This is a genomic window from Sagittula marina (assembly GCF_014196795.1).
Taxonomy (GTDB): domain Bacteria; phylum Pseudomonadota; class Alphaproteobacteria; order Rhodobacterales; family Rhodobacteraceae; genus Sagittula; species Sagittula marina.
This window is the reverse complement of sequence record NZ_JACIEJ010000002.1, coordinates 303,452-320,710: the sequence shown is the minus strand read 5'-3', so window position 1 is coordinate 320,710 and position 17,259 is coordinate 303,452. Positions and strand designations below refer to the sequence as shown.

At 61.9% G+C, this 17,259-nt stretch carries 18 protein-coding genes and 1 tRNA gene; 13 read left to right on the top strand and 6 right to left on the bottom strand.

Annotated features, from left to right (window positions below):
- Positions 1-6 precede the first annotated feature (6 nt).
- The 4 genes from GGQ68_RS04940 to GGQ68_RS04925 are packed head-to-tail and all read left to right on the top strand — an operon-like array spanning position 7 to position 4,043.
- Positions 7-1,569, top strand: coding sequence for a class I adenylate-forming enzyme family protein (locus tag GGQ68_RS04940; RefSeq protein ID WP_183963509.1), 1,563 nt, complete (start codon positions 7-9; stop codon positions 1,567-1,569).
- Positions 1,566-2,678, top strand: a complete 1,113-nt coding sequence (locus GGQ68_RS04935; protein WP_183963507.1) for a type III PLP-dependent enzyme domain-containing protein — start codon at positions 1,566-1,568, stop codon at positions 2,676-2,678. The genes GGQ68_RS04940 and GGQ68_RS04935 overlap by 4 nt, the downstream gene beginning before the upstream one ends.
- On the top strand, positions 2,671-3,525 hold the full coding sequence (locus GGQ68_RS04930; protein ID WP_183963505.1) for a hypothetical protein: 855 nt from the start codon (positions 2,671-2,673) through the stop codon (positions 3,523-3,525). The genes GGQ68_RS04935 and GGQ68_RS04930 overlap by 8 nt, the downstream gene beginning before the upstream one ends.
- On the top strand, positions 3,522-4,043 hold the full coding sequence (locus GGQ68_RS04925; protein WP_183963503.1) for a hypothetical protein: 522 nt from the start codon (positions 3,522-3,524) through the stop codon (positions 4,041-4,043). The genes GGQ68_RS04930 and GGQ68_RS04925 overlap by 4 nt, the downstream gene beginning before the upstream one ends.
- 60 nt (positions 4,044-4,103) lie before the next feature.
- Here the strand turns inward: GGQ68_RS04925 and GGQ68_RS04920 are convergent, their stop codons facing one another.
- The 3 genes from GGQ68_RS04920 to GGQ68_RS04910 all read right to left on the bottom strand — a co-directional run bounded on the left by GGQ68_RS04920 (position 4,104) and on the right by GGQ68_RS04910 (position 6,563).
- Positions 4,104-4,664 (bottom strand): hypothetical protein, encoded by a 561-nt coding sequence (locus tag GGQ68_RS04920; RefSeq protein WP_183963501.1) that lies wholly within the window; start codon positions 4,662-4,664, stop codon positions 4,104-4,106.
- Positions 4,665-4,731: 67 nt separating this feature from the next.
- A complete protein-coding gene (locus tag GGQ68_RS04915; protein ID WP_183963499.1) occupies positions 4,732-5,403 on the bottom strand; it encodes an acyl-homoserine-lactone synthase in 672 nt (223 codons plus the stop codon).
- Positions 5,404-5,567: 164 nt separating this feature from the next.
- Complete coding sequence (locus tag GGQ68_RS04910; RefSeq protein ID WP_183963497.1) at positions 5,568-6,563, bottom strand: alpha/beta hydrolase; 996 nt, start codon at positions 6,561-6,563, stop codon at positions 5,568-5,570.
- A gap of 211 nt (positions 6,564-6,774) precedes the next feature.
- Between GGQ68_RS04910 and GGQ68_RS04905 the strand changes: the two genes are divergently transcribed.
- The 7 genes from GGQ68_RS04905 (at position 6,775) to GGQ68_RS04875 (ending at position 13,886) form a co-directional block, all read left to right on the top strand.
- Complete coding sequence (locus GGQ68_RS04905; protein WP_183963495.1) at positions 6,775-7,584, top strand: sterol desaturase family protein; 810 nt, start codon at positions 6,775-6,777, stop codon at positions 7,582-7,584.
- A gap of 25 nt (positions 7,585-7,609) precedes the next feature.
- On the top strand, positions 7,610-8,287 hold the full coding sequence (locus GGQ68_RS04900; RefSeq protein WP_183963493.1) for a hypothetical protein: 678 nt from the start codon (positions 7,610-7,612) through the stop codon (positions 8,285-8,287).
- Positions 8,284-8,997 carry a 4'-phosphopantetheinyl transferase family protein gene (locus GGQ68_RS04895; RefSeq protein WP_183963491.1) on the top strand — a complete coding sequence of 238 codons (714 nt, stop codon included), beginning with the start codon at positions 8,284-8,286 and terminating at the stop codon, positions 8,995-8,997. The genes GGQ68_RS04900 and GGQ68_RS04895 overlap by 4 nt, the downstream gene beginning before the upstream one ends.
- 679 nt (positions 8,998-9,676) lie before the next feature.
- Positions 9,677-9,750, top strand: a tRNA-Cys gene (locus GGQ68_RS04890).
- Between the two features lie 632 nt (positions 9,751-10,382).
- Positions 10,383-11,036 (top strand): protein-L-isoaspartate O-methyltransferase family protein, encoded by a 654-nt coding sequence (locus GGQ68_RS04885; RefSeq protein WP_183963489.1) that lies wholly within the window; start codon positions 10,383-10,385, stop codon positions 11,034-11,036.
- Positions 11,037-11,073: 37 nt separating this feature from the next.
- Positions 11,074-12,486 (top strand): TolC family outer membrane protein, encoded by a 1,413-nt coding sequence (locus GGQ68_RS04880; protein ID WP_183963487.1) that lies wholly within the window; start codon positions 11,074-11,076, stop codon positions 12,484-12,486.
- Positions 12,487-12,557: 71 nt separating this feature from the next.
- Positions 12,558-13,886 carry a hypothetical protein gene (locus GGQ68_RS04875; protein ID WP_183963485.1) on the top strand — a complete coding sequence of 443 codons (1,329 nt, stop codon included), beginning with the start codon at positions 12,558-12,560 and terminating at the stop codon, positions 13,884-13,886.
- Positions 13,887-14,029: 143 nt separating this feature from the next.
- On the opposite strand, the gene GGQ68_RS04870 is transcribed toward GGQ68_RS04875, so the two are convergent.
- Entirely contained in the window at positions 14,030-14,353 is a 324-nt protein-coding gene (locus GGQ68_RS04870; protein WP_183963483.1) for a DUF6280 family protein, read from the bottom strand.
- Between the two features lie 217 nt (positions 14,354-14,570).
- Between GGQ68_RS04870 and efp the strand changes: the two genes are divergently transcribed.
- Positions 14,571-15,134, top strand: a complete 564-nt coding sequence (efp, locus tag GGQ68_RS04865) for an elongation factor P (RefSeq protein ID WP_183963481.1) — start codon at positions 14,571-14,573, stop codon at positions 15,132-15,134.
- A 91-nt stretch (positions 15,135-15,225) separates the two neighbouring features.
- Positions 15,226-15,714, top strand: a complete 489-nt coding sequence (locus GGQ68_RS04860; RefSeq protein WP_246429261.1) for a GNAT family N-acetyltransferase — start codon at positions 15,226-15,228, stop codon at positions 15,712-15,714.
- Here the strand turns inward: GGQ68_RS04860 and GGQ68_RS04855 are convergent.
- Together GGQ68_RS04855 and ygfZ are read right to left on the bottom strand one after the other, a co-directional pair.
- Positions 15,669-16,460, bottom strand: a complete 792-nt coding sequence (locus GGQ68_RS04855) for a fructosamine kinase family protein (RefSeq protein WP_183963477.1) — start codon at positions 16,458-16,460, stop codon at positions 15,669-15,671. The two genes, GGQ68_RS04860 and GGQ68_RS04855, sit on opposite strands and share 46 nt — an antisense overlap.
- The gene (gene ygfZ, locus GGQ68_RS04850) at positions 16,457-17,194 is read right to left on the bottom strand and encodes a CAF17-like 4Fe-4S cluster assembly/insertion protein YgfZ (protein WP_183963475.1); all 738 of its coding nucleotides are present in this window, start codon (positions 17,192-17,194) and stop codon (positions 16,457-16,459) included. The genes GGQ68_RS04855 and ygfZ overlap by 4 nt, the downstream gene beginning before the upstream one ends.
- Positions 17,195-17,259: the final 65 nt, after the last annotated feature.

Genomic DNA, 17,259 nt, shown 5'->3' with positions numbered 1-17,259 from the left:
ACGATCATGCTGGATTTTCAGGACGATGCGGCCGGGCGACACTTTGTCCATGCCTCGGTGGATGTGCTGGGTCGGTTGCCGCGTGGCGATGGCCGGATCTGGGCGCAAACGCTGACCGATGTCGTCGCGGCGGCGTATCAATCGGGCGGCCTCGGGGCCATCCGACAGGCCGGGGGGGCGACACTAAGCGGCGATGATATCGACTTGGCCTGGACGCAACTGGCCGAGGGCGGCGTGGCGCCGGGTGACACTATCATCGTGGCGGCCGAGAATACGCTGGCCACCACCGCGCGGCTTCTGGCGCTCTGGTTGCACGGCGTCGTGGTGGTGCCGGTTGATCCGGCACTGCCTGAAGACACCCGCGCGATGATTGCACGCGTGTCCGAGGCGCAGGCGTTTGTCGATGTCGCGGGCAAGGTCACGCGGTATGAATGCGCCCCTGCGGCGCCCCTGATCCGGATGCGCCGCCCTCTGCGCGTGACCGGGTCGGACGTGGCGATGATGATCTTCACCTCGGGCAGCTCCGGCACGCCCAAAGGGGTCGAGTTGAGCCACACCAACGTGATGTCCGCCCTGCGCGCCATTGCGAGCTACCAGCGGTTGGGGCCGGATGACCGGATCATGGCGATCCCGCCCTTCTTTTTCGACTACGGATTGTATCAGCTGTTTTTGAGCCTCTTCACGGGCTGCGAGTTGATCCTGTCGGGTGCGGTCAAGGCGGTGTCGAAACTGGCCCCGATGATCGTGCGCGAAGAACCCACCGTTCTGCCGGTGGTGCCGGCCCTGGCCACGGGCATCGCGCGCGTGCTGGACATCACCGGTCGGCAGGTCGAAAGCGTGCGCCTGATCACCAACACGGGCGGACATATGCCCGAGGCCTCCATCGCGGTGCTGCGGCAGGTATTTCCGTCAAGCACCGCAATGCCGATGTACGGGCTGACGGAATGCAAACGCGCAATGTACTGCGACCGGTCGCAGTACGTCGATGCCGCCGAAAGCTGCGGGGTGGCGATGCCCGGCCTTCTTGCCGCGGTGCTGGTGGAGGATGCAGGCACGCTGCGTGCCGCGAAAACCGGCGAGACGGGGGAACTTTACGTGCGTGGCAGCAACGTGATGCAGGGCTACCGTGGCGACACATCGTCGGCCAGCGCGCGTCTCATCACGGGGGCGTATCGCAACGATGTCTGGTTGGCGACGGGTGATCTGATGTCGCGCAATGCGGACGGGCTGCATTTCTTTCGGGGCCGCAGCAAGACACTGATAAAGCAGGCGGGATACTGCCTCCTGCCGCGCGATCTGGAACAGATGGCCGAGGCATTGAACGTCGTCTGTGCGGCCACTGTCGTTGGCCGGACCGAAGACAACGGCGACGAATCTGCCGTGATGTTCGTCGAACTGTCCCCGGAAGGGGCGGGGCTGGATGCGCGCGCGCTCAAGGCGCGGCTCAAGGCACATTTGCCGGCCTCTCTCATGCCGCGCGTGGTGTCGATCGTCGACGTCTGGCCGGCGACACCGAATGGCAAGGTCTGCCAGAAAACCCTGACCGCACTAGCAAAGGACGTGTCATGAACAAGGCAATGAACGCGCGCGACTGGGTGGGGCATTCACTGGCCAGGCGCGAGCTGGCCACCCCGGCCTATTATTTCAATTTGCAAGCCATCGTTGACGACATCGCGCGGGTGCGCGCGCTTCTGGGAGGAAACGTTCTCCAGGAGGTCGCCGCCTGTCCGTTGCAGGAAATGCTGTCGCGCCTGCCAGAGCCGGAACGGTTCGGCGCCATCACGTCCTCGCGGGGAGAGCTGAACATGGTGGCCGGGTGGGACACGGACCATGCCTACGTGTACCTGGCGGGCCTTACGCCTCAACTGACGCGTGCGGTGTTGGGGGTCGGCCACAGGCTGATCGTGGAAAGCCCGGCGCAGATCGAGGGGCTGGTCAAGGTGCGCGGACAGCGCAAGGTGATGCCTCTGATGCTTTCGGTTCATCCCTCCTTGGTCATGCCCGGGGCGGGTGGGCATCTGGGCATGTTGCGCGAAACGCTGATGCAGGCAGTGGCACGCGCAGTGGAGTACGGGCTTGTCATTGACGGTTTGGCGCTGGCGCACAAAGGGGCCTTCGACTCCGACCGAGCGATTGCAGCCCTGGATGGAATGCGCGCGCTGGCAACAGACGTCGAACGCCAGACAGGCCGGGCGGCGCATCGGCTGATCATGGGCGAATGGACCGACATTTTGCACACCGCGCAGGACACCGCGCCCTACCGCGCGGTGGTCGAGGCAGGCCCGCACGATGAAATCCTGACCCATGTCGGCGGCCTCTCGATTTTCGAGCGGGCAGGGGTGCTGGTCACAAGGGTCGTGGACGTGCAGCCGGGCACCGATGGCCCGCGCGCCACCTGTGACGCTGTCGTGCGTGGCGATTTTCGCGCCAATCCGGCGTTGGACGGGCCACGAAACCTTTCGCGCGATACCTTGGGGCAGCAGGTCACGACGCTGACGGGCACCACGGCCCGCGACGGCGCGACGCTGGGCACCACGCTGAGCGAGGTGCAGGTGGGTGACGAGATCGCCTTTGACGGGTTGGGCGCCTATTTCCGTGGCTTTGATCCGGTCGTGGCACTGGAAGGCAAGCAGCTGCCCGCCTTGCTGTTTTTTGATGAGGAGGCGGCAGATGCTTGAACTGACAGCGGCGCTCTACCGCAAGACAGGCCATTGGGCGCCGGTTGCGCGACAGGGGGGCGCGGCCACGGCAGATCTGCTCGGCCGGGTGCTGGCGGAACAGCTCGCCGGCGCTGTCGCCGGGATGGACACATCGCGGATCAAACGCAATTTCGTCGTGTCGACGATGCTGGATCTTCCGTTCACCAGCGGGTGGCTCAACTGGGCCGATATCGCTGCCGCGACACGCAGATACGGGCCGGAGCTGCCGGCCTTCGACAATCTGATCACCGGCTACGAATGCGCCAGTTGGGGCTATTGTCTGCGTTACGCGTTGAAGGAGCTTGAACCGGGGGACCAGATCGCCCTTTCGGTCCTCGATATCAACGTGATGAACATCAGCTACTGGCAAAGCAATCCGAACTGGGGCAACTCGGGGTTTGGGCTGGCGACCATCGTCTTGACTGTGGGCCGCGAAAACCAGGTCGAATGCCACATGGCCAAGTCGGTGAATGCCTTTGGCGAATTTTGTCTCGACCTGCGCAGAGTGTCCCAGCAGCAGCCGGACGTCATTCTGGTGCCGCCCTATTTCCCGCGCGACATTGCGGCGATGTACACAAAGATCGTGCCAGAGGCGCAACGCACTGAAAATCTGGTAGATGACTGGGGCCATTGTTTTGGTGCGGACCCCTGGGTCGGACTTATCGAAGAGGTGGTGCGCGGGCGCAACTGGCAGGACACGACCTATTTCGCCACGTCTGTCGCCCTGAACGGCTATTGGACCTATGCCAAGCTGCGACTCAATCCAAAGGGTCGGTTTGCGCTGCTGCACGATATGGCCGTTCCAACGGTGGAGGAGGCGGCATGACCTTGGCTTACCACTCTCAACTGCGCCACCGTCCTTATCCGGATCAGGTGATTTCGGGCGACTTCAATTCGCTGCAATTGGAAACCGCCGACGACTTCGCCGCCTACCGGGCCATGGCGCAATCCAGATGGGCGCCGATCCTTGTATCGTTCTCGCAAAAGTACCAGATCCTGGACCGCGTGCTTGCGGCCATCGAAGCGCATCTTGACGACGACTACGACGTGCTCTTGACGACCTTGCGGGTGCCCGGGGCGATGCGCTTTCCCAAACGCTACTATGACGACCGATTGTTTCTGGTGGCAGATCTGGCGATGGAAACGGCGCGGCAAGTGTCACGGGGGGCGCGCGTTCTGGTCATGCAGGAAGGGCTGGTGCGTCACCCGATGGAAACCGGGCAAAACGAATTGGTGCTGACCTTGCACAATGCGGACGCCGCGGCGACGCGGTTCGCCGCATGTGGACAGGACCTGGCGGCGCTGGGGTTCGACCCGATGCCCGACCTTGCATTGGCTGACTGAAACCCGCCCAACCAGAGGCCGGGCACCTGTCGAACCGTTTCTGGTCCGACCGGTGCCCGGTCAATCCTCTTGCCTGTCACGCGCGGACCGCAGGAATTGGTAGTCTTCGAAAGCTGCGACAGCTTGCTCCAGGCCCAGCTCTTTCGCCGCCACGAACGCAGCGCTTGCATCCTCGGCCTCGCCCTCCGCCAGGCACACGGCGCTGAACGCGACATGGGTTTCAAGCCGTTGCGACGGAGTGAAATCCGCCTCCAGGTTGCCGGAACTTAGAAGGTGACGCAGTATGCCGGAACTGACGTCGTCGAGCCTGACCGTGGGTGGCAATTGCGCCAGGGAAATCCCAACCGCAAATTCGATCCGCCGCCGGGTCTGGCGTGACACAGCGGGCCGGGTCTCGCGGATCATGTCCAATGCAACAGAAATCGCGCGTTGACGGTGGTCGACGGCTTCCCAATCCTGAGAGGTCTGGATCAGCAGGCAGGCTTTGCAAACCTGTGTCATCAAGTCGTCGGCGTTCTTCGACAGGTCTTTTTCCAAAAGACCCAAGGCGCGGCCCTGTTCATGAAAATTGCCGCGATTGGCGAACCAGAACAGATCAAAGGGATTGGCTGTGTGAGGCAAACGAGGGAGGTCCCGATCGTGAATATGGCAGACGCGCCAAGCTGCGCCCGCTGGTTCAAGGGGGGCGCTACAGCGCAGCTTCGATTGTCCGAGGCGCCTGGGGCAGGGGGGTGAAACCGGGCATGGATTTGAAGACCGGCAGGTCAATGCCGAGCTTGGCGCGCATGTCGGACAAAACCGAACGGGTGACGTCGAACGACGCGCAACACACGGGGCGCGCGCCGTATCCATCGGCTTTTCCATGCAGATGATAGCCCAGACCAGCCCTTTTGTAGATGCGGGCCATGGCCGGTTCAAAGTTCGACACCAGGCGGTCGATCCCCAGCGCCAGACCTGCTTCGCACAGGGCCAGCAGCAACAGCCCGAACCCGGCACCGGCGCCGAGATTTGGGAAATCTTCGGCGATCCGGTCGTCGTCAAGACACATGCGCGTGCCTTCGAACGTGGTGTCGGACACCAGCGCCGGATCGTTGCCATGCGTGGCACCAAACACATCGAAAAGCAGCGTCGGCGCGCTGGTCGGGATCAACCGCACGAGGCCATAGAGTCTTTGACGGTCGGCGCTGCACCAGACGAGGTATTGCGCGGCGTCGTCATCATAGCGGTCAAATTCGCGGTCGCCTGTCACGGGAACGTCCCACCCGAGTTGGTCGGCAAACACCTTTTTGCGCAGGCGGAAGGCTGCATCGAGAAGATGGGCATGTGCTGCAAAATCCGAATTCTGAAGAAGTGTGAACATGTTTTGTCTCCTTGGTTAAGGAAACACTAAGGATGGCTCCGCACTCCGGTATCCCACGGTTGGAGGCTACGTTTTGAGTGCCCTCAATTGTGCGCCCCGATCCGAGGGTCGCTCGTTTTTGCGTTGTTTTTCAAGAGCTCAAAGGCACGATGCCGCAGGCGCATTCAGCGCTGCAGGAAGCGACCAATGGTGTCCAGCGCCTCTGGCTCCACAAGGATGCCCAAGTGGTCGGCCCCATCAATCAGCCGGTATGTCCCCTTCGACGTGGCCGCCGACATCGTGGGTTCATAGGCCTCGGCGCGAAACGCTTCGTCTTCGGTCCCTGCGATCAAAAGGAAATCAGGCAGGCGGGCGACGTCGTCAAGATAGTCGCTGCGCGGCGCGAACGATGTGTTGAGCCGGTAGCTGTAGCTTTGCGTCGCCGTCTGGCCTTGTGGTCCCTGCAGGACCTCGGGCGGAAAGTTGAACTGGATCATGTGCAAGCGGTTCAGCGCGGTGATCCCGACGGAATTGAGCATGCTCAACCCGATCACACGCCGTGTCAGAACATGCGACCAACCGCCTGCATCGGACCGCGCGGTGGGCGCGTCGTATTTGAGGAATGGCGCGATCAGAACCGCCTTGTCCAGCATGTCACCATAGGCGCCGCCAGCAAATCGGATGGTCAGGCCTCCGCCGCTGGAATGGCCAACCATATAAAGAGGTTGTCCCGGTTTTCGGTAAAGGGCGATCAAATCGGCCAGATCATCCTCGAACTGGCCTATGTAATCCACGTCGCCGCGCCGGTCTGGCGTGGGACCGTGGCCGCGCAGATCGGGAACGAGCACCTCGAACCCGTGGCGTTCCGCGAGACCTTTGCCCAAGCTCGTATACGCACCGCCGTGCCATCCCGATCCGTGCACGACAACCACCAGGGGCGAGGCCGGAGTCGCGCCCGCATAGTGGCGCGTGGCAAGCATCGTGCCATCCCGCGCCTCATACGGCAAAAGCGGCGCAGAGGCGCCGTCGTCAGTGCCGGTGCTCTCGAAAGACAGCGTTTCGGCCGTCGGCAATGCCTTCACCGGCTGCGACAGCACCAGCCCGCACGCAAGCACGAAAAAGATCACGATCGTCGACAAGAGGGCTATCAACACGCGCTTCAGGCTCCGGTTCAGTGTCATGTCACGTTCCTTGTTAAACAAGATCGGTTCAGGAGGCGATGTGCCCCGCGCTGCGAGGCGCGGATCGCCCGGATGTGTTCGCCGCCATCATACGCATCCGAAATAGAGGCCGCACCGCCCGCCAGCGCCCCCTCAATTGTGTGATTTTCCCCGCTTGGACCGCAGTGGATAGTTTGAGCCAACCGGAAAATGGCAAGGACGTAGAGCGCGCATGGAATACTATAGCTTTTTGTTGGAAAACCTTGCGTTCTACAGCGTGGACCTGGGAATACGCTATTTCGCCTGTGCGTTGGTCGGCTTCGGCGTGTTGTGGATGGGGCGGCGTTGGATCGCGGGCAAGCGTCCGCTGCCCAAGCTGCCCAAGTCGCGGCAGATCCGACGAGAGATCGCCTACTCGCTGGCGACCATCGTGATCTGCGGTTGTATCGCCCCCGCGATCATCGTTCTTGGACTAGGGGCAAACCTGAACTTTTACGGCGAGATCGGCGATTACGGGTGGGTCTACTTCATTTTCAGCATCCTGCTGATGATGTTCTTGCGCGACACGATGTTCTATTGGGAACATCGGATGATGCATACGCCAAAGCTCTATCCCCATCTGCATCACGTTCATCATCTGTCGTTCAAGGTGACGCCGCTCAGCGGCCTGTCCATTCACCCGCTGGAGGCCCTGGTTGCCTCGGTCATTCCATACACGCTGATCTTGTTTTTGGTGCCGAAACATCCGACCGCCTATCTGATCTTCGTCTGGACCGATGCGGCGGTCGCGGTCGTCACCCACCTTGGCTATGAGACCTTTCCACGCGGCTTTGCGCGTCACCGGGTGGGCCGCTGGATCGGCACCGCCACCGCGCACGAAGCCCATCACACCAAACCCGGCTGCAACTTCGGTCTCTACTTCCTGTTCTGGGATCGTTTGATGGGCACGCTCGATCCCGAATACGAAGCCAATTTCGACAAGGCGACGGCCACCGAACCGCGTGCGAAAGACGAAAAAGACGAAACCGTTCTGACAGCCTGACCCATTTGAGAGACGGAGCAATCCCATGAAGATCCCATTCAAACGTGCTGTTGCCGGTGCCATGTTGCTTGTCAGCATCTCGATATCGGCCCACGCCGAAAGCATCCCGACCGTGATCCACGCCCAGGATGTGCCCACACTTTTCGCAAGCCTGTCGGAAAAAACCGCCCCGAACGCGGAGGAATTGCGCGAATTGGCCGTATTGACGTTCATCGAGGCGGCAAACGCCCCAGAGCTGTCGAAGAAAGACGTCAAACGCTATGCCAACAAGCTGCAGGCGCTGGCCGACGCGTCCGGAGGGGATCCGGAGGTAGAAGCCATCCGCGCCACATTCTACGGTATTCAGGCGCGCGAGGCCCGCAGCAACATGGATGCGCTCTTGCTGGCGAAAAAGGGCATTTCCGCGCTGGACGAGCTGGTCGAAGAACATCCCGACAACGGCGGCGTGCTGATGCAACGCGGGTTGAGTGCACTCTATGCGCCGTCCTTTCTGGGCCGCGACGGCGTGTTCGTCGAGGATTTCAGCGCCTTGTTGTCGGATCGCTTTGCCTTGCCCCCGGTGGAGCGCGGCTATGTGCTGTTCAATCTTTTAAAAGGCTATCAAAAGATCGGGGATGCCGAGGCAGGGACTACGGTAAAGGCTGAGTTGCAGGCGTTGCACGTGACGCCATGGTCTGGATTGGGCGCGGACCTGTCCTTTTGACAGACACTGCGACAGCAAGCTGGCTGACCGGCGAGACGTGTCTTGTCCGGACAACGGACGAGGTTTTGCTGACGGCAAAATATGATGTGGCCCGTTACGACCCTTTCGATCTTGACCGCCATGGTGTCGTCCTTCCACCAGAGTTTGGGCAGGCGGTTGCCAAGCGTCAGGCAGAGTTTCTGGCCGGTCGCGTTCTGGCGAAGCGCGCCATGACGCTGCTTGGGTCCTCTGGCGCGCCGCCCACCCGCGGCGCGTTGGGAGAGCCGGTATTTGCCAAGGGGCTTCGAGGGTCGATTACCCATTCGCAAGGCAGCGTCGGTGTTTGGGTGACGCGCAGGCCCTGCGATCTGGGTCTGGATATTGAACATCTGGCCACCGGGGCGCGCGGCGATGCAATCAGGCAGGTCGCCCTGACCGAAGCAGAGCGCGCAATGCAATTAAGCGACGCCGCGGTGACAACCGCCTTTTCCGCCAAAGAGGCGCTTTACAAGGCCCTGTTCCCGACGGTCGGTCGGCGGTTCGGCTTCGACGCTGCCGAGCTGCTACAGCCTCCAGATGCATCCCGCGCGCGCCTACGTCTTACCCGGAATCTGGCACCGGGCCTGCCCGCTGGCCAGATCTTGACCATCAAGGTTTCATGGAGGGGCAAGCAGGTCATGACGCAGTGCACGGCGGGCCCCTTTGGTCAGGGTCGGTGCGGCGCGGCTTAAAGCGATCGTTCGCCAAATCTGAGGGGGGAGCCCGCGATCTAAGAGAGACCCGGGACAAGACAACCCGACCGCGCCGGAACACAGCCCGGCGGCCACTGTCGCAACGGCTCACCCGGTCCCGGTCCTCCCAGAGGCAGGTCCGCGATGGGGCGGCCCCGAAACGGGCAATCGGGGGGCCTTGGTCATACCCTGATTTCAGCCCGGTCTCTTTCGGGCAATGGTTGCGATGAATGAGCCAAAGACGCGCATCGAGATCTTCAGACAGGTTGCGGCGGATGCAGTGCGCATGGCTGTAACGCGGTCTCAGGTTTCATCTGCTTAAAGGGTTGGGAGTTAGCCTCTGAACAGATGCGCCCGGAAACGCCTGCATGATGACCCGCTGTACCGCTGCAACCGGGCCTCTTGCCATACAACCGGTGTGGTCTCCGGCTTGCATGAGCAAACGGGTACCTTTGAGCTACAAAACGCGCATTACGCTGCCGACAGTTGACCAATGCTGCGCCATTGGTCCAAGCGCCGCAATGGTTCAGCGCTCCTCCGAGGAGGTCCGGCAGAATGCGCGGGCGGGACAGGCCCAAAAATTGCGCGAAATCACACTTGCGAACAGAGCAGAACAGAAATAGAGAGTGCGCACTGCCGTTTGACACCACCTCATGGCAGCAAACTAAGTGCTTTGAAAGGCGAGTTGGCGGAGTGGTGACGCAGCGGATTGCAAATCCGTGTACACCGGTTCGATTCCGGTACTCGCCTCCAATATTTTCAAGCCCTTGCGTCATCCCTTTCAGTGTCCCCGTCCTGCGGTTTGCAGACGCGTAACATTCATCGCAAATGCTCTCGTTGTTTGGCGGCGGCACCCAGACCATGTCCGGAGCCAACCATCCTCTCGGCACATTTCGTGCCGAAATGCCCTGTAGGTCTGGGGATCGTCAGGGGGCCACGCTGCTTCAGTGCTTCGTTGCAGGCCGGCCAAGTCTCGGTGTTCTATCCCGGCGCGATGGGCCTGCTCATGCAGAACGACGCCTACGTTGGAGCCACGAGATGCCTCCCGCAGTCTAGCCTTTGCGCATCAAAGCCCCCAGGGGGGGCGTCGCAGTCTAAATGATTGATTTAGCGGCGTTGTATTCCCGATGTGCGGCGCGCCGCGTCACCACGCTGCTCAGGCGGCAGTGGGCATGTGAACCACGTCCAGCAGGGCGGTCCGGCGTGGTCTGCCGGTGGACTTAACGATTTGCACCGCAAATGTTCAGCGGCCTTTTCGCAACAGGCCACGCCACATTTCCGTGACTTCGTCACCTTCGTCGCAAGTTTGATGGGCTGGGACATTGCCGCATCCGTTTGATTGTGGCAGAACGCATTCAACGTCTCTGAACGAAAGAGTTTAGTGCATGAGCGACTTTGCCACACGACGCCGCATGATGGTCGACACGCAAGTGCGTCCGTCTGATGTCACCGAATTCCCGATCATCGATGCGATGCTGACGGTCCCGCGCGAGGCATTTGTGCCCCGCGACAAGATTGAGGCGGCCTATGTCAGCGAACACGTAGACCTGGGCCACGGCCGTGTCCTGCTGGACCCGCGTCTGTTCGCCAAGATGCTGGACGCGTTGAATCTTTCCAACTCCGATCTGGTGCTCGATCTGGGCACGGGGTTTGGCTACTCGTCGGCTGTGATCGCGCGCATTGCGGAAGCGGTGGTCGCCGTCGACGATGACGAGACACGTATAGACGAGGCGCAGTCGCTGCTGTCTGAGCATCATGCCGACAATGTCGCCTTGCACCACGGCGCATTGACAGACGGCGCCGCGGAACATGGCCCCTACGATGCAATCATCATCGAAGGCGCTGTGGAGCAATTGCCGACCGCATTGATTTCCCAGCTCAAAGAGGGCGGTCGCATGGTCGTCATCTTTATGGATGGGATGCTCGGCACCGTGCGCGTGGGCCACAAGATAGATGGCGACATGAATTGGCGCTTCGCATTCAACGGAACGGCGCCGCTACTGGCAGGCTTTGAAAAAGCCGAAGAATTCGCGTTCTGATAGCAAGGCCGGCACAGACCGGACCAAGGGGGCAGTGATGCTGGGTAGACTTCGCACGGGAGGCGTCAGGCGGGTTGCAGCCGCCGTTCTCGCAATGAGCATGGCGACCACCGCGTTGGGTGAGACGCTGGCCGAAACCTTGAGCGACGCATATGTGAACAGCGGCGCGATCGAGCAGAACCGCGCCTTGTTGCGGGCGGCAGACGAAGGTGTGGCACAAGCTCTGGCCGCGATGCGCCCGGCGCTGAAATGGTCCGGCGGCATCAATCGCAATTACGGTGTGAGCGGCGTGCCGGATGTCGCCATCGAGCGCACGAGCACTCTGACATCTTCCATCGAATTGTCTGTTCAGCTGGTGCTCTACGCCGGCGGTCAGTTGCGGCTTGGCGTGGATCTGGCGAAAGAATCCGTTCTGGCCACACGTGCCACGCTTTTGTCTGCCGAACAGACATTGCTGTTGAACGCGACGTTTTCCTTCCTCGCGATCCGCGAAGCGACTGAGTCGCTCAACCTGCGTCAGAACAACGTGCGCGTCATCCGTCAGGAAGTACGCGCCGCCCGGGACCGTTTCGAGGTCGGCGAAGTGACCCGCACCGACGTGGCCCTGGCAGAGGCGCGCCTGGCGGCCGCCGTCGCCGCGCTCGCCGCTGCAGAGGGGGCACTGATCACCGCGGGCGAACAATTCCACCGTTTCGTGGGACGCGATCCGGGCCAGCTGGTCCAGCCGACACGCCTGCCGAAGATCCCCGGTTCCGTCGCGGAGGCAAAGTCCCAGGCCGTGCGCCGTCACCCGGAAATCATTTCCGCACAGCATCAAGTTGCCGCCTCCGAGCTGCGCATCCTGATTGCAAAGGGCGCAATGAAGCCGACGGTCTCCGTGACCGGCAGCTACGGGCTGACCGAATCCTTCAACAACCGCAGCTTCAATCAGGGAGGGTCCGTGTCCTTGGGCGCCTCCGGTCCGATCTACCAGGGCGGTGAGCTGAGCTCCCTGGTGCGTCAGGCGATGGCCAATCGCGATGCGTCACGCGCGCAGCTGCATGTCGTCTACCTGACGATTGAACAGAACGTCGGTCAGGCCTATTCCGATCTGCGTGTGGCGCAAGCCAACAAGACCTCATTTCAGGAACAGGTGCGCGCCGCGCGTGTCGCGTTCCAAGGGGTTCGGGAAGAGGCCGCGCTTGGCGCTCGGACGACGCTGGACGTGCTGGACGCCGAGCAGGAATTGCTCGATGCCCGTGCCAGCTTGATCTCTGCGGAGATCTCTGAGTTTCAGGCCGCATACTCTGTCTTGTCGGCGATTGGTCTGATGACGCCGGAGGCGCTGCAACTGGCGGTCCCGCAGTTCGACCCGTCGCAATATTACAACATGGTGCGCAATGCACCCGTTTCGCAAAGCAAGCAGGGCAAGGAATTGGACCGCGTCCTCCGGGCTCTCGGAAAAGACTAACTTTTTTCGTGTCTGTTGTGCGACTCTCATCGAGGGGGTAAACTTCGAGGCGAGGCCAGAGTGGAAAAACAATGTCAAACTCCGTCACGAATGTGGAAATAGAGGATATTCTGTCTTCGATCCGGAGGCTTGTGTCCGAAGATTCTCCGCCCCGCCCGAATGCGCCTGTGGCACGGCGAGAGGCCAAGCGGGTTGACCGCTTGGTTCTGACGCCCGCGTTGCGAGTGAAGGACCCGGACCCGGAGGCACGACCCGCCGCCAAAACCGGGCCGGTGCTGCTGACGAATCCCGCCCCTCCGAAGCCATCCGTGGCGTCCGAGACGTCTCCGAAACCCTCCCTGCTTACGCAGCTTGTGGAGGAGGAAGTGACGCGTGCACTGGCCACGGATGATGAGGCGGAAGACCGGTCTGACGGCGCGGATGATGCGCCAGCAGGCGACGATATCCTGCACCTCTCCAGCCCTGTGTCGTCAAAGCGGCACGACGCAAACCCTCCCGAGCATGGCGCCGAGGTCACCGATTTGCAGTCAGTGCTCTCGCAGCTCAAGGCGGAGACCGATGAGCATTCCGCCGAGTTGTCAGAAGAGAGCGCGCCTGATGGCGTCTTCGATGACGAATCCTCTGCCGATGACGAACTTGACCTGACCGCCGCGCTCGCGGCCTTCGATGATGACGCAGCCGGGCCAGAGACCGCAGAACCCGATACTGAGCTGGAGCGTAAGATTTCCGCGCTCGAGGCGCTGGTCCGGGGCAGGGACAAACAGCTCGCCCAAATCATGGACGACACCGGTCGGGGCGATGCAGAAGAGCCTGTCGCACAGGGCAGCGATAGCCTAGCCTCTGAGACGCCTGAGGTCATCGCCGACACCGCAGAGGGTCATGAAACGGACCTGATGGACGACAACTCGCACGATTCTGCGTCTGAGATGCCCGAAGAGGACGACGCGTTGACCGCCTCCGCGCCAAGTCTGGCCGACGAAATCGCCACTGCTCCCGAACCGCAAAACGATCTGGCAAAGCGGTTGACCGCCTCTCAAGAGCCTGCCGCGGAGGCGTCCAAACCAGAGGACAGTGACACAGTACGCCCTGTCTTTCGACGTCGTGCGACCGCTGAGCCGCGTGTCATCGAATGGGAAGATCACACCGCCGGTCCCACAGGCGCATTGCCGCAGTCGGAGCCTGAGGCTGATATCTCCACCCAGCAGGCTTACAGCCGGGACCTGTCGGATGAACAGGACCGGAACGCCCCCATTCTGGACGAGGCCATGTTGCGAGAGATGGTGTCAGACATTGTACGCCAAGAGCTTCAGGGCGTTCTGGGGGAGCGTATCACACGCAATGTGCGCAAGCTGGTGCGCCGCGAAATCCACCGCGTGATGATGACGCAGGATTTCGACTGACCTATGCACCGCTGACAGATCGCAAAAGCCCGCTCTCGAGCGGGCTTTTTGCTGGCCAGCGCTTGCCTTGCCAATCGCCGGACAAAGAAAAACCCGCTCTTGACGAGCGGGTCTTCTCAAGTTGGGTCCGTATGCCGGTAGGATCAGGCGGCTTCCGCCTGTTGTGCCGCAGCGTTGCGACGTTCGCTTTCTTCGCGCGACAGCGCGACGGAGGTGCGGACACCCTTGGAGACGAACTCCATCAGGCCCGAAACGACACGTTCGTTCGGGTCAATGCCTGCACAGGACAGAACTTCACGGCCATCACGAGAGCGCGCCCAGCGGGCGATCTGCTCAGGGCCGTTCCCATACTTCTTGTCATCGGCGATCGCATCATCGAGAGCAGCCAAAACCACGGCGGCAAAAAGCTTGCGCGCGCGGTTGCCTTGCTCAGCGTTGAATGCGGTACCGTCAACGAAATCTTTCATGTTGCGACCTTTAATTATTGCTCTTGTCTTTTCCGGCGTAGAGCGCGTTATGGCACCTCTCATTCGATTCGGATACCCCACGAAAGCATAGCACCCTTGTGTTTGGCGCATACCTCCATACAGCTGCACACGAGATATCGTTGTCTTGCCAGTAGGACATGCGCGAGATATAGGACCGGTCTAAGTTCCATCAACCTTTTGCCACGGAAACGTCATAATGCCCAAGATCAACGGAAACGAGATCCGTCCCGGAAACGTTCTGGAGCACGACGGCCATCTTTGGGCCGCGGTCAAGGTCGATCACGTGAAGCCCGGCAAGGGCGGCGCCTTTGCTCAGGTCGAGATGAAAAACCTTCGTAACGGCTCAAAGCTTAACGAACGGTTTCGCTCAGCGGACAAAGTCGAGCGTGTGCGCCTTGAACAAAAGGACATGCAGTTCCTTTTCGAAGCCGACGGTCGCCTGACCTTCATGGACACCGAAACCTACAACCAGGTCGAACTGGACGCGGAGATCCTCGGGGATCGGCGTCCGTTCCTGCAGGACGGTATGACCATCGTCGTGGAATTCCACGACGAAGAGGCGCTGAATGCCACGCTGCCGCAAAAAGTGATCTGCGAGATCGCCGAGACCGAGCCGGTCGTCAAAGGTCAGACAGCCGCGAACAGCTTCAAGCCTGCGACACTTGATAACGGTGTGCGCGTCACTGTGCCGCCCTTCGTCGGACAGGGCGAGAAGATCGTCGTGAACACCGAAACCATGGAGTATTCCGAGCGCGCATAACGCGTACGGCCAACTTCGTTCCCCGTGCAACCGCCGGGGGCGATACATGAAGCAAAAAGGCCTCCGGCACCTCAGCCAGGAGGCCTTTTTCATGATCACCACTGCCGAGACTTCGGACCTGCCGGATCTTGTGTCGCTGATGCGCGCGCTGAACGCGTATCACGCGGATCATGCACCTGATCGCTTTCACGACAGGGCGTGTGACGCGGACCTGCTGGCGCTTTTGCAAAGCGCGCAGGCGGACGGCGCGCGCTTCCTGATCTACCGGACCGAAGGCGTGGCCCGGGGCTACCTCAAATGGCAGCCTGTCCCGGCGGGGGCCCCCGTGATGGAGCATCCCCGGCGGCAGGCGCTGCTTGACCACATTTATGTGGAGCCGATCTGGCGACGTCGTGGGCTGGCATCGCGATTGATCGCCCGATTCGAGGCGGAAATCGCAGGCCACTTCGATGGCTGGACGGTCAGGGTCCATGCCTTCAACACGGCCTCCCGCGCGCTGATGCAGCGCCACGGGGCAGAAGCCACGGTGCTGGCCTATGCGAAGGCCTCGTCCAGCAGTTGCTCCACCAACCCAAGGTAGCCCGCGCCAAACAGCCTGTGATGTACGAGGGCGGGGTAAAGCTGATAGATGGAGCGCCTCGCACGCCATCCCTCACGCGGGGTCCCATAGCCCTGCCAGAAGGCGTCAGGCGGCGTGCCAAAGACATGCAGCATGGCAAGGTCGACCTCGGGGTCGCCGTGATAGCTGGCTGGGTCGATCAGGTAGGCGCTGTCTGCGGTGAACAGCGCGTTGCCGGTCCAGAGGTCGCCATGCAGCAGCGCCAGTGGGGCGTTGTTCAGGCGGTCGGGCAGGGTGGGCAGCAGCGCGCTCAGGCGGTTGGCTGTGTGCTTTGGCAGGCTGGGGAGGAACGGTCTCAGCCGCGCCTGATCCCAGAAGGTCGGCCAATCCCGGCGCGGCTGGTTGTCGATGGTGAGCGCGCCAAAGGCATAGTCCTCCATCCAGCCGGGGGTCTGCGCAGGCGCGCTGTGCAACTGTCGCAGGGTGGTGCCCAAGACCTGCCATCCTGCGGGGGAGGGCCGCGCCTCTGGCAGGTGTTCGAGAAGCAGAAGATCGTCGGAGTTGTGCAGGACCTTCGGCGTGTTGGCCCCGGTCCGGGCGATGGCCCGTAGCATCCGCGCCTCGACCGCAACATGTGTGCCGAGCTTGGCAACCACGCGGCGTCCATCCGACAGCGTGGCCTGCACGACCTCGGACAGGTCACCACCGTGCAGCGGGCGGAGGTCGGTGACCTCCGCGCCCAACGCGCTGGCGATGCGGGCCTTCATGCAGGATAGCTGACGCGGGCCTCCCCGGCCTGCATATCGTCCGAGGCGCGGTCAAAGCGCAGATAGGCAATGCCCTCGCCACCAGCTTGGGTGAACAGGGTGCCGACGACCTTGCCGCCTGCGACGATCTCTGTCCCGACCGGGGCTGCGCCATCGACCGTCACGCGGGCGAGGCCTTTGCGCAGCTCGGTCTTGTGCTTCATGCGGGCGCAGATCTCCTGACCGACATAGCAGCCCTTCTTGAAGTCGACGCCGTTGAGACGCTCGAACCCGGCTTCGAGGATGAAGGTGTCCGGTGTCAGTTCCACGCCCTGCTCCGGGACCAGCGCGGCGACACGCAGCGCGTCCCAATCGACGTCTTCGCCGGGTTGGCCGTGATAGCCGCGCCAGCCCATCGACGGGTCGCGCGGATCGGCAAAGGCGCCCTCCGGAGGCTCACCAAGGCCACGGGTGACGGTCAGGTCCGTCTCTGCGACGGTCACGTCGGAGCGCAGCTTGTACATGGTCAGGATCTGGAGCAGGGCGGGCGCGGCCTCTGCCGCCACGTCGATCAGAACGTCGTCGCCATCGGGCAGCAGGAAGAAGTCGCAGCGCAGTTTGCCCTGCGGCGTCAGCATCGCCGCATAGACCGCACCGGTGTCCAGCCGGTCCACATCGTTGGTCACCAGACCTTGCAGGAACGGACGGGCCTCCGGTCCGCTGACCCTCAATACCTTGCGCGCGCTATCTGCCATGTCTTTCCCCTTTGTCCTTCGGGTGACATATAGGCCTTACCTCCCTTGGATGACAGGGACCGTGA

Coding starts and splice junctions, on each gene's coding strand:
- GGQ68_RS04940 (WP_183963509.1), top strand. CDS start 7: ATGCTGGATTTTCAGGACGATGCGGCCGGGCGACACTTTGTCCATGCC.
- GGQ68_RS04935 (WP_183963507.1), top strand. CDS start 1,566: ATGAACAAGGCAATGAACGCGCGCGACTGGGTGGGGCATTCACTGGCC.
- GGQ68_RS04930 (WP_183963505.1), top strand. CDS start 2,671: ATGCTTGAACTGACAGCGGCGCTCTACCGCAAGACAGGCCATTGGGCG.
- GGQ68_RS04925 (WP_183963503.1), top strand. CDS start 3,522: ATGACCTTGGCTTACCACTCTCAACTGCGCCACCGTCCTTATCCGGAT.
- GGQ68_RS04915 (WP_183963499.1), bottom strand. CDS start 5,403: ATGTTCACACTTCTTCAGAATTCGGATTTTGCAGCACATGCCCATCTT.
- GGQ68_RS04910 (WP_183963497.1), bottom strand. CDS start 6,563: ATGACACTGAACCGGAGCCTGAAGCGCGTGTTGATAGCCCTCTTGTCG.
- GGQ68_RS04905 (WP_183963495.1), top strand. CDS start 6,775: ATGGAATACTATAGCTTTTTGTTGGAAAACCTTGCGTTCTACAGCGTG.
- GGQ68_RS04900 (WP_183963493.1), top strand. CDS start 7,610: ATGAAGATCCCATTCAAACGTGCTGTTGCCGGTGCCATGTTGCTTGTC.
- GGQ68_RS04885 (WP_183963489.1), top strand. CDS start 10,383: ATGAGCGACTTTGCCACACGACGCCGCATGATGGTCGACACGCAAGTG.
- GGQ68_RS04880 (WP_183963487.1), top strand. CDS start 11,074: ATGCTGGGTAGACTTCGCACGGGAGGCGTCAGGCGGGTTGCAGCCGCC.
- GGQ68_RS04875 (WP_183963485.1), top strand. CDS start 12,558: ATGTCAAACTCCGTCACGAATGTGGAAATAGAGGATATTCTGTCTTCG.
- GGQ68_RS04870 (WP_183963483.1), bottom strand. CDS start 14,353: ATGAAAGATTTCGTTGACGGTACCGCATTCAACGCTGAGCAAGGCAAC.
- efp (WP_183963481.1), top strand. CDS start 14,571: ATGCCCAAGATCAACGGAAACGAGATCCGTCCCGGAAACGTTCTGGAG.
- GGQ68_RS04860 (WP_246429261.1), top strand. CDS start 15,226: ATGATCACCACTGCCGAGACTTCGGACCTGCCGGATCTTGTGTCGCTG.
- GGQ68_RS04855 (WP_183963477.1), bottom strand. CDS start 16,460: ATGAAGGCCCGCATCGCCAGCGCGTTGGGCGCGGAGGTCACCGACCTC.
- ygfZ (WP_183963475.1), bottom strand. CDS start 17,194: ATGGCAGATAGCGCGCGCAAGGTATTGAGGGTCAGCGGACCGGAGGCC.